Here is an 11,914-nt window from a genome sequence, read left to right as displayed (position 1 = left end):
GTGTGGGCGTTCGCGGTGGGCTGGGCGCTGCTGGCCGGCGTGATCGGCTTCGTCTACTTCTGGAAGGCAGAGGAGAAATACGGCCGTGGCTGACAGCAGCGACCACAAGATCCCCACGGTCGTCGCCGACCGCGTCGACATCGTCTACCGGGTCAACGGCACCGGCGCCGGACGCGGCTCCGCCACCGCCGCCCTCAACCGCATGCTGCGCCGCAAGCAGGCCGAGAAGGCGGCCGGGGTGCGCACGGTGCACGCCGTACGGGGCGTGTCCTTCGTGGCGTACCGGGGCGAGGCGATCGGGCTCATCGGCACCAACGGCTCGGGCAAGTCGACCCTGCTCAAGGCCGTCGCCGGACTGCTCCCGGTGGAGAACGGCCGTATCTACACCGACGGCCAGCCCTCCCTGCTCGGCGTCAACGCCGCCCTGATGCGCGACCTGACCGGCGAGCGCAACGTCCACCTCGGCGGGCTCGCCATGGGCATGTCCCGCGAGGAGATCAAGTCCCGGTACGAGGAGATCGTCGACTTCTCCGGCATCAACGAGAAGGGCGACTTCATCACCCTGCCGATGCGCACCTACTCCTCCGGCATGGCGGCCCGGCTGCGCTTCTCCATCGCCGCCGCCAAGGACCACGACGTCCTCCTCGTCGACGAGGCGCTGGCCACCGGCGACCGCTCCTTCCAGAAGCGCTCCGAGGCCCGCATCCGGGAGCTGCGCGAGCGGGCGGGGACGGTGTTCCTGGTCAGCCACAACAACAAGTCGATCCGCGACACCTGCGACCGCGTGCTGTGGCTGGAACGGGGCGAGCTGCTGATGGACGGACCGACGGAGGACGTGCTCAAGGAGTACGAGGCGTTCACCGGAGGCACGGACAAGGCCCGCAGGCCGCAGCCCAAGCCGAAGGCGGTACCGGTGCCCTCCTGAGGCCCACGCCCGCGCGACCTCTTCATCGTATTGATGCCAATATGACCGAAGAGGACTGTCCGGAGCGACGAGCAGCCGAAGGAGCCCCGCGATGCCCGAGCTGAGCGTCATCGTCCACGGGCCGAACACCCAGGACCACCTGACCGGCCTGCTCGACTCCCTCACCGCCCACCCCCTCCCGGACACCGAGGTCGTCGTCGCCGCCGTCGGCGACTGGGCCCACGAGACCGCCCGGCGGCACGCCCCGCACGTCCAGGTGCTGCCCCTGCCCGACGGCACGTCCGACGCGACGGCCAGGACGGCGGGGGCGGCGCGGGCCGCCGGCCGCTGGCTGCACTTCGTCCGCGCCAAGGACGGCCTGCCGCCCGGCAGCACCCGGACCGTCGCCGAACGGGTCGCCGAGCTCCCCGGCACCGTCGACGTCCTGCTCCTGGACCACCTGCGCAGCACCTGGCGCGGTTCCGGGCTCTCCTCGGCGGACGGCCCCCTGCTCGCCCGCGCGGGCCGCGCCGACCTCGCCCTCGACGACAGCGCCTACCTGCTGCGCCTGGCCCCGCTGCTCGGCACCCGCGTCCTGCGCGCCGGCTTCTGGCGGGCGCACGAGGACCGGCTCACCACCGACGACGAACCGCGGGCGGCCCTCGCCGCCCTGCTGCTCGCCGGCCGCGTCGCCGCCCTGCCGCACGTCGCCCACGAGGACCGCCGCCCGCGCCCCGCCGCCCTCCCGCCGCTCACCCCCGCACAGCACTACGCGCTCGTCGACCGCTACGAGAGCCTCCTCGGCCTCGCCCGCGAACGCCCCGCCGTCTACACCGTGCTCTACGAGATCATGGTCCGTGACTGCCTGCGCGCCTTCACCCGCGGCGACATGCCCGAGGACGTGGCCCGGGAGTTCTTCCACCGGGCCTCGGTCGCCGCCCTGCGCCGCCGCCCCGAGGGCCACCGGCGCCCCGCAGGGCTCGAGGGCGTCCGCCGCTCCCTGCTCGAAGAGGGCGCCTACGGCAAGTACCGCGCCTTCCAGACCGCCAACCGCGCCCGCCGCACCGTGCGGTCCACGGTGCGCACCGGCCGGCGCCGGCTCGGCGCACAGGTCCGCGACCTCCAGTACCGCCGGGCCCTGCACCGCCCCGTCGACCCCCACCTGGCGGTGTTCGCCGCCTACTGGAACCGCGGGGTCGCCTGCAACCCGGCCGCGATCGCCGCCAAGCTCGCCGAACTCGCCCCGCACGTCCACCCGGTGTGGGTGGTGACCGGCAAGAACGCCGCCCTGCTCCCGCCCGGCACCGACCACGTCGTCCCCGGCACCCGCCGCTACTGGGAGGTGCTCGCCACCGCGAAGTACCTCGTCAACAACGTCAACTTCCCGAACGCCGTGGTCAAACGCCCCGGCGCGGTCCACCTCCAGACCCACCACGGCACCCCGCTCAAGCGCATGGGCGTGGACCAGATGCCCTTCCCGGCCGCCGCCCAGGGCCTGGACTTCGACGCGCTGCTGGAACGCGTCGACAAATGGGACTTCAGCATCTCCAGCAACAGCCACACCACCCGCATGTGGGAGAGGGCGTACCCGTCGCGGTTCGTCTCGCTCGACTACGGCTATCCGCGCAACGACGTCTACTACACGGCCGGCGCCGACGACATCCGCGCGGTCCGCGCACGCCTCGGCATCGCGCCCGGCCGCCGGGCCGTCCTGTACGCGCCCACGCACCGCGACTACGAGGCCGGCTGGACCCCGCGCCTGGACCTCGCCGCCCTCGCCGAACGCCTCGGCGAGGACACCGTGCTGCTGGTGCGCGGCCACTACTTCTACGACGGCGCCGCCTCCCCCCTGACCGGCCTGCGCCGCTCCGGCCGCATCGTGGACGTCTCGTCCTACGACCCGGTGGAGGAGCTGTGCCTGGCCGCCGACGCCCTGGTCACGGACTACTCGTCGATCATGTTCGACTACGCCAACCTCGACCGCCCGATCGTCGTCCACGCCGACGACTGGGAGACGTACCGCACCACGCGCGGCGTCTACTTCGACCTGATGGCCGAGGCGCCCGGCCCGGTGGCCCGCACCCAGGACGAGCTGACCGGGATCCTCACCACCGACGCCTGGCGCGACGACAGCGCGGCGAAGACGCGGGCCGTCTTCCGCCGCCGGTTCTGCGAGTACGACGACGGCCGCGCCGCCGAACGCGTCGTACGCCGGGTCTTCCTCGGCCAGGACGAGGCGTCGCTGCCACCGGTGCTGCCGATCGGGGAACGCACCCCGGCGCCGACCCCCGAGGAGGCGTCATGAGCACCTCGCGACTCCCCGACGTCACCGTCACGGTGATCGTGCACGACGACGCCGGACGGCTCCCCCGCGCGGTGGAGTCCGTCCGCCGCCAGACCCACCGCGACCTCGAGATCGTCATCAGCGACGACCACTCCACGGACGACACCCCCCGGGTGGCGCGGGCGCTGGCCGCCCGCGACGGCCGTATCCGGTACCTGCGGCTGCCGGAGAACAGCGGCGGATGCAGCGCTCCGCGCAACCGCGCCCTGGAGATCGCGCGGGCGCCGTACCTGATGTTCCTGGACAGCGACGACGAGCTCCCGCCGGAGTCGGTCGCCTCGCTGCTCGCCGCGCACCGCGAACGCGACCTCGACTTCGCGATGGGCGCGGTGCGGCGGATCCGGGTGGACACCGGCCGCCGCTCCACCTGGATGCCGCACCTCGTGCGCGAACGCCGCACCCTGGACGGCATCGAGGCCGACCCGCGGCTGTTCTTCGAGCACCTGTCGACCAGCAAGATGTACGCCCGCGCCTTCCTCGACCGGCACGACCTGCGTTTCCCCGAGGGCATCCACTACGAGGACCAGCTCTTCTCGGCGCAGGCGTACTGCCTGGCGAAACGGTTCACGATCGTCCCGGAGCCGGTGTACCTCTGGTACGTCGCCCCGTACGCGGGCTCCGACACCGCGTCCATCTCCAACCAGCGGCATCTGATCGGCAACGTCCGCGACCGGATCCACGTCCAGCGGCTGATCGACGCCTTCCTGGCGGAGAGCGGGCACGAGGGGCTGCGCGAGGACAAGGACCACAAGTTCCTGAAGCACGACTTCCGGATGTACGCGGGCGATCTGCCCTACCGGGACGAGGAGTGGCTGGCGGCCTTCGCGGACCTGGTGAACCCGTACCTGGAGACGCTGTCGCCGGGCGCGTACGCCCGGCTGCCCCGCGCCGAGCGGGTGGTGCTCCAGCTCGTCCGCGACCGGCGGCTGACCGAGGCCCGGTGGGCCGCCCGGGGACTGGGGCACGAGGTCGCCCCGAGGGAGCTGACCACGGGCCCGGACGGCCGTACGTACTGGGGCGGGCGGGTCCCCGAGTCGGCCGGCGCCCGCCGTGAACTGGACCTGACCGAGCTGGAGCCGGAGACCCGCCCGTTCTCCGTCGCCCGGTTCCGCCACGAGGTCACGGAGCTCGTCCGGGGCCCGGGTGCCTCCGTCGACCTGACCGTACGCACGTACGACCCGGCCCTGCGCCTCCCGGTCGGCCCCCAGCGCGCGAGCCTGCTCCTCTCCCCCGGCCGGCGCCGCCTGACCGTCCCCTTCCGTCTCTCCCCGGTCCGCCCCGGTGTCTTCGAGGGCCGCGTCCGTCTCGACCCGGCGGCCGCACGCCTCCCGCTGAGCGGCTTCGCCGGGGTGCGTCACCCGATGGTCCGCCTGACCTGCCGGGGCCACAGCAACCGGGGCCTGCTCCTGGCCCCCCTGGCCTTCCCGCCCCTCACCACCCGCGTCCCGCGCCACCGGCTCACCATCGAACCCGAGGGCCACACCCCGGGCCGCCTCCAACTCCGCTGGCAACCGGCCGGCCTCACGGCAGGCGCCCTCCGGGTACGCCGAGCGGCCCGGAGGGCGGCGAGCGTCTTCAGCCCGTCCGGCGTTTGATCTTTCAGCCCGTCCGGCGTTTGAGGACGAGGCCCGTCCAGGGCCGAAGGGGGTCCGGGGGCGCAGCCCCCGGGGGACGGTGGGGGCACCTCCCGCTCGAGCGAAGCCGAGAGTGGGGGAGGGAAGGGGCGGCGGGGGCGAGACAAACCAGAACCGCCCCCTCCCGGCTCAGGGCACCGCTGAAGCACCGCCACCTTCACAGCTCAGGGCACCGCGTAAAGCACCTGCCCCTCCGGCCCCCGAGCCACCACCCGCAGCCCACCGTCGTCCAGGCCACCACCCCCGCCGACCACCCACCGCACCCCGTACTCCCGCTCGATCCCCCGCCGCACGGACGACGGCGTCCGCTCCCCGAAGTACACCTCCGTGACCGCCACCCGACGCTCCTCATCCGAGAGGAAGAAGTCGGGATACCCCGGAGCGACCGTGTAGGGCCCGTACGCCGGCACCTGCCGGGCCGCCCGCCCCTCCGCCATGACCACATCCCCGTACCGCACCCACGGCGTGATCCACTGATACCCCGCCCAAGGCTCCCGGTACCTGTCCTCCACCACCGCCGGCAGCCCCCCGCGCGGAACCACGTACCCGAGCACCCCCACCTGCCCCCACCCCCCGACCAGCAGCCCCCCGGCCAGCAGAACCGCCCACCCGGCACGCACCCCCCGCCGCGCCGCCCCCACCACCTCCAGCGCCACCGCGAGCTGCGCCGGGATCATCACGGCCGGCAGCGCACGCCCCCACGAGTAGTGGCCGCTCACCCACCCCACCCCCACGACCGCCACCCCCAGCCCGGCGAAGAGGACCAGCGGATCCCACCGGTCCCGCCACCACCGCGGAACCAGCGCGGCCACCCCGAGCAGCACCAGCCCGTACCGCGCGACCGGATGCCCGTACAACCCCAGGTGCACCGCGTCCAGCCCGTCCCCCGCCGCGCCGAACAGCGCGAAGAAGTCGTAGTACGGCCACACCCACAGCACCACCGCCCCCACCGCCGGCCCGGCGCCGAGCCGCGGCCACACCGCGCGCCCGTCCCGCCCCGCCGCGAGCACCGTGGCGACGGCCCCCACCGTGGCCACGACCCCCGAGAACTGATGGCAGAGCAGGATCACCCCCCACAGCACCCCCAGTCCGAGCCACACCGGCCACCCGGCCTCCCGGCGCAGCGCTCCCGCCAGCCACGCCCAGAAGTGAAAGGCGAGCCCGAGCGCGAAGGTGCTCGGATACGACACCGTCAGCGCGAGCGAGTGCAGCCCCGGGAAGCCGCTCCACAGGAACGGCGTCGTGCCCCACATCAGCAGCAGGCTCAGCAGGGCGAGCGCGGGCGCGGCCCGGTGCGCGCTCAGCGTCCGCACGTACCGCCATACGCCCGTCACCAGCAGCGCCAGTCCGGCGACGGCGGCCAGTCGCAGCACCACGAACACCGACAGGCCCGGTATTCGGGCGACGGTGCCGAGCAGCAGCATCCACGGCGAGTAGTACGGGCTCGGCGTGTCCGCGTCGACCAGCGGGTTGCCGGGGTCGAGCGGACTGTGCCGCAGCCGCTGCAAGGTCGCCGCGTGCATGCCCAGGTCGCCGACCCACGGAAGCCGCACGATCACCAGGGCCATCAGGGCCATCAGGACGAGCACGAGTCCGACGGCGGCCAGGGCCACGGTCCGGCCGGCAACCGCCGACCGGACCGCGGCACGGCGCGCACCGCCCCTCCCCGGCGGAGCGGACGACGAGAATCGGACAGTCACACACAAACCATTGCCCGGAACGGCGACCCCGCACCGGATCCCCGCCAACACCCACCCAAGGCACCACAACGACGCGAGGGCGCCCCGGACCCGACACGGTCCGGGGCGCCCTCACTCACCTGCGCCTACGAGTGCGACCGCAGCAGCGTCCGCATCGTCCGCATCGCCACCGACAGGTTGGCGAGATCGAACGCGTCGGAGCCGTGGATCTCCTCCAGCGTGGTACGGGCCCGGCCCAGCAGCGCCGCGTTCTTCCGCTCCCACTGGGTGAAGCGCTGCTGCGGCGTCGAGGAGCCGTCGCCCTCCGCCAGCACGTCCGCGGCCACCGCCGCGTGCGCCGCGTACAGGTCCTCGCGGATCGCCGCGCGGGCCATGGACTGCCAGCGGTCGGCGCGCGGCAGCTCGATGATGCGGTCCATCAGCTGGGTGATGCGCAGCCGGTCACCGAGGTCGTAGTACACCTCGGCGACGTCCAGCGGCTCCTTGCCCGTCCGGTCGGCCACCGACACGATGTCCAGCGTCGGGAAGGCGGAGGAGAACCCGGCGACCCGGGTGGCCAGCTCGTCCGGGACACCGGCGCCGCTCAGCTCGTCGTAGATCCGCTGGTACCAGTCCAGGTCCGCGCCGCGCAGCAGCTTCGGGAGCTGCGACCAGACCTGCTCGACCCGCTCGGCGAAGAACGACACCGTCTCCTCGAGCTCCAGCGGCTGCGGCCGGTTGTTGAGCAGCCACCGCGTACCGCGCTCCACCAGGCGGCGCGAGTGCAGCCGGATGCGGGTCTGCAGCTCCGCGTCGACCGTGTTGTCGAGCGCCTCGACCCCGTCCCACACCACCGAGGAGCGGAAGATCGCGCGGGCCGCGGTCTGCGCCCGGACGATCTCCTCCAGCGACGCGCCGGTCTCCTCGCGCAGCCGGTGCAGATACGTCGTACCGCCCGTGTTGACCGTGTCGTTGACCAGCACCGTCGTGGTGATCTCACGGCGCAGCGGGTGGGTGTCGATCCGGTCGAGGAACTGCTCGCGCAGCTCCGTCGGGAAGTAGGCGTGCAGCAGCACCTTCAGATACGGGTCGTCGGGCAGCGAGGTGGCCAGCAGCTCCTCGGCGACCGTGATCTTCGTGTACGCCAGCAGCACGGCCGTCTCAGGTCCGGTCAGGCCCTGCCCGGAGGAGAGCCGCTCGCGGATCTGGCGGTCGGTGGGCAGGAACTCCAGGGCCCGGTCGAGATGCCCCTCGCGCACCAGGTGCTTCAGGAAGCGCTGCTGGGCGTGCATCATGTCCTTCGACTGCGCCAGCGCGTTGGCGATGGCGGTGTTCTGCGCGTAGTTGTTGCGCAGGACCAGTCGGCCGACCTCGTCGGTCATCCCGGCGAGCAGCTTGTTGCGCTGCTTCACGGTCATGTCGCCGTCCTTGACGAGACCGGTGAGCAGGATCTTGATGTTCACCTCGTGGTCGGAGGTGTCCACGCCGGCGCTGTTGTCGATCGCGTCGGTGTTGATCCGGCCGCCGTGCAGCGCGAACTCGATCCGGCCGAGCTGGGTGCAGCCCAGGTTGCCGCCCTCGCCGACGACCTCGACGCGCAGGTCCTTGCCGTCGACGCGGATGGCGTCGTTGCCCTTGTCGCCGACGTCGGCGTTGGACTCGGTGGAGGCCTTGACGTACGTGCCGATGCCGCCGTTCCACAGCAGGTCCACCGGCGCCTTGAGGATCGCCTTCATCAGGTCGGCCGGGGTCATCTTGGTGACGCCCGGCTCGATGCCGAGGGCCTCGCGGATCTGCGAGTTGACCGGGATGGACTTGGCGCTGCGCGGGAAGACCCCACCGCCGGCCGACAGCAGCCCGGTGTCGTAGTCGGCCCAGGAGCTGCGCGGCAGCTCGAACAGCCGGCGGCGCTCGGCGTAGGAGACGGCCGCGTCGGGATCGGGGTCGATGATGATGTGCCGGTGGTCGAAGGCGGCGACCAGGCGGATGTGCTCGCTGAGCAGCATGCCGTTGCCGAACACGTCACCGGACATGTCGCCGATGCCGACGACCGTGAAGTCCTGGGTCTGGGTGTCCACGCCCAGCTCCCGGAAGTGCCGCTTCACGGACTCCCAGGCGCCGCGGGCGGTGATGCCCATGCCCTTGTGGTCGTATCCGGCGGAGCCGCCGGAGGCGAAGGCGTCACCGAGCCAGAAGTTGTACGACTCGGCGACCTCGTTGGCGATGTCCGAGAACTTCGCGGTGCCCTTGTCGGCGGCGACGACCAGGTACGTGTCGTCCTCGTCGTGCCGGACGACGTCCACCGGGTGCACGACCTCACCGGCCACCATGTTGTCGGTGATGTCGAGCAGCGCCGAGATGAACGTCCGGTAGCTGGCGATGCCCTCGGCCATCCAGGCGTCGCGGTCCACGGCCGGGTCGGGGAGCTGCTTGGCGACGAAGCCGCCCTTGGCGCCCACCGGCACGATGACGGTGTTCTTCACCATCTGCGCCTTGACCAGGCCGAGGATCTCCGTACGGAAGTCCTCCCGGCGGTCCGACCAGCGCAGACCGCCGCGCGCGACCTTGCCGAAGCGCAGGTGCACGCCCTCGACGCGCGGCGAGTACACCCAGATCTCGAACGCCGGGCGCGGCGCCGGGAGGTCCGGGATGGCCGTCGGGTCGAACTTCATGGAGACGTAGTCGTGCGGCACGCCGCCGCTCGTCTCCTGGAAGAAGTTGGTGCGCAGCGTCGCCTTGATGACCGTGAGGAAGGAGCGCAGGATGCGGTCCTCGTCCAGCGAGGCGACCTGGTCGAGGGCGGCGTCGACCTCCTCGAGGAGCGCGTCCACCAGTTCGTACCCGGCGCGCTGCCGGTCCGGCGACATCCGCGCCTCGAAGAGGGAGACGAGCAGCCGGGTGGTGTGGACGTTGTGGCGGAGGGTGTCCTCCATGTAGTCCTGGCTGAAGGTGGAGCCCGCCTGGCGCAGGTACTTGGCGTACGCCCGCAGCACCACGGCCTGCCGCCAGGTCAGTCCGGCGCTGAGCACGAGGGCGTTGAAGCCGTCGTTCTCCGCCTTGCCGGTCCAGGTCGCGGCGAAGGCGTCCTGGAACCGCTCACGGGCGTCGTCGCCGAGGTGGTCGGCGCCGGTTCCCCGGGGCATCCGCAGGCCGAAGTCGTAGATCCAGGCCACGCTGCGGTCGGCGCAGCGCAGCTCGTACGGCCGCTCGTCGACGACCTCGACGCCGAGCCGCTGGAGCACCGGCAGCACCGCGGACAGGGAGACGGCCTCGCCCTTGCGGTAGATCTTGAAGCGGCGCTCCCCGGCGCCCGCGCCCACCGGTTCGTACAGGCTGAGCGCGAAGTCGCGCTCCTCGTCGAGCTCCTCCAGGCGCACCAGGTCGGCGACGGCGTTACGCGGGGAGTGGTCGGCCTTGTAGCCCTCGGCGAAGGCGCCGGAGTAGCGGCGCAGCAGCTCGGCGGCGCGCTCCTCGCCGAACTCGGCGTTCAGCGCCTCGGCGAAGCCGTCGGCCCAGGAGCGGGCGGCCTCGACGAGCCGGGCCTCGATGCGCTCCTTGTCGGCGTCGGACAGCTCGGGCAGCTCGGTGCCCTGCGGGACGCGGACCACGAAGTGCAGCCGGGAGAGGACCGACTCGGTGTTCCAGGCGGTGAAGTCGACGCTGATGCCGCCGAGCTCCTCCTTGAGGATGTCGATGATCCGCAGCCGGACGCCGGTGGTGTAGCGGTCGCGCGGCAGGTAGACGAGGGCGGAGTAGTAGCGCCCGTACTCGTCCTGGCGCAGGTAGAGCCGGAGCCGGCGGCGCTCCTGGAGGTAGAGCACCGAGGTCACGATGGACTGGAGCTCGGCGACCGGGGTCTGGAACAGCTCGTCGCGCGGGTAGGTCTCCAGGATCTGGAGCAGGTCGCGCCCGTCGTGGCTGTGCGGCGAGAAGCCGGCGCGCTCCAGGACCTCCTCGACCTTGCGGCGGATCACCGGCACCCGGCGCACGGACTCGGTGTAGGCGGCGGACGAGAACAGTCCGAGGAAGCGCCGCTCGCCGACGACGTTGCCGTCCGCGTCGAACTTCTTCACGCCGATGTAGTCCAGGTACGACGGCCGGTGCACGGTGGCCCGGCTGTTGGCCTTGGTCAGCACCAGCAGCTTGTGCTCGCGGGCCTTGGCGCGGGCGTCGGCGGGCAGCCGCTCGAAGGACGGGCTGACCGGGTGGCTCTCGTCGGCGGCGTGGTGCGGGTCGGAGCGCAGGATGCCGAGGCCGGTGCCGGGGACGGCGGCCAGCGAGTCGTCCTCGCGCAGCTGGTACTCGCGGTAGCCGAGGAAGGTGAAGTGGTCGTCGGCGAGCCAGCGCAGCAGCTCGCGGGCCTCCTCGACCTGCGGCGCGGGCAGGTCGGTGGGGACGGGCTCGCCGGGCAGCGCCTCGGCCAGCGCGGTCGCGGCCTGGCGCATCTTGCCCCAGTCCTCGACGGCCTCGCGGACGTCGGACAGCACGCGCAGCAGATCGGCGGTGATCTGCTTGAGGTCGCCGCGGTCGGTCTCGCGGTCGATCTCCACGTGGATCCAGGACTCGACGTGCGCGTCGTGCGGAAGGTCGCGCGCGTCGTGCGGGAGGTCGCCGCCGGGCGAGGTGGTGAGCACCTCGATCAGCTTGCCGGTGACGTCCCGGCGGACCACGAACTGCGGGTGGATGACGACGTGGATGCCGCGGCCCTGGCGGGTCAGCTCGTTGGTGACGGAGTCGACCAGGAAGGGCATGTCGTCGGTGACCACCTCGACGACGGAGTGGCTGCAGGTCCAGCCGTTCTCCTCGACGGTCGGGGTGTGGACGCGGACGTTGGCCGTGCCCTGGGGGCGGCTCTCGGCGAGCCGGTAGTGCGAGTAGGCGGCTCCGAAGATGTCGACCGGGTCGCGGTCGGTCAGGTCCTCCGGGGCGGTGTGCAGGTAGTAGCGCTGGAGGAACTCGAGCACGGTGTCCCGGTCGGGCATGCCCTTGTCCGTCGTCCCAGTCGGCAGTTTCCCCCCGGCCGGGCTGTTCTCAGCTACCCGGGCCGCCCTCTCGAGCAGCTCGGCCTTGGCTTCGTCCAGCTTGGTCTGCATGGTCCTCTGGCTCCTGTCGCGCGCCGTTGCGTGACGTAGAAGGAAGTACGGTCTCCGACCTCGTGGTGCGGTGGTACGACACGGGGTGTCCGGTCTGTGCCGACGCTATGCCGTGAGGTGAGAGGAGCGGGGGCTTCTCGGCCGAATTCGACGCGTCCGACGGGTGTGACGTCGCTCTCTGCGACGCCTTTCCCCGGGAGGTGCGCCGCGTCCCGGGTGCCCTCTTGGCCCCGTGCCGCCCGCGAAGACCAGCGACCGTC

General features: G+C 72.3%; 5 protein-coding genes and 1 pseudogene. 4 read left to right on the top strand and 2 right to left on the bottom strand.

Annotation, left to right across the window (positions count from 1 at the left end; genetic code table 11):
- The 4 genes and pseudogenes from ACZ62B_RS38195 to ACZ62B_RS38180 all read left to right on the top strand — a co-directional run.
- Window positions 1-93, top strand: a pseudogene (locus ACZ62B_RS38195) (ABC transporter permease); the annotation flags it as partial.
- Window positions 86-925: an ABC transporter ATP-binding protein gene (locus ACZ62B_RS38190; protein ID WP_468728272.1), complete on the top strand. Its 840-nt coding sequence runs from the start codon at window positions 86-88 to the stop codon at window positions 923-925. The pseudogene ACZ62B_RS38195 and the gene ACZ62B_RS38190, both read left to right, overlap by 8 nt.
- Window positions 926-1,016: 91 nt before the next feature.
- Window positions 1,017-3,209 (top strand): CDP-glycerol glycerophosphotransferase family protein, encoded by a 2,193-nt coding sequence (locus ACZ62B_RS38185; protein ID WP_469693877.1) that lies wholly within the window; start codon window positions 1,017-1,019, stop codon window positions 3,207-3,209.
- On the top strand, window positions 3,206-4,843 hold the full coding sequence (locus ACZ62B_RS38180) for a glycosyltransferase family 2 protein (protein WP_344562850.1): 1,638 nt from the start codon (window positions 3,206-3,208) through the stop codon (window positions 4,841-4,843). The genes ACZ62B_RS38185 and ACZ62B_RS38180 overlap by 4 nt, the downstream gene beginning before the upstream one ends.
- Before the next feature lie 203 nt (window positions 4,844-5,046).
- On the opposite strand, the gene ACZ62B_RS38175 is transcribed toward ACZ62B_RS38180, so the two are convergent.
- Both ACZ62B_RS38175 and ACZ62B_RS38170 read right to left on the bottom strand, forming a co-directional pair.
- Window positions 5,047-6,582: a hypothetical protein gene (locus ACZ62B_RS38175; RefSeq protein WP_469693875.1), complete on the bottom strand. Its 1,536-nt coding sequence runs from the start codon at window positions 6,580-6,582 to the stop codon at window positions 5,047-5,049.
- Between the two features lie 125 nt (window positions 6,583-6,707).
- Window positions 6,708-11,654 (bottom strand): NAD-glutamate dehydrogenase, encoded by a 4,947-nt coding sequence (locus ACZ62B_RS38170; RefSeq protein ID WP_469693873.1) that lies wholly within the window; start codon window positions 11,652-11,654, stop codon window positions 6,708-6,710.
- Window positions 11,655-11,914 lie beyond the last annotated feature (260 nt).

The organism is Streptomyces sp. NPDC053426 (assembly GCF_055585405.1).
This window is presented reverse-complemented; position numbering and strand designations above follow the sequence as displayed.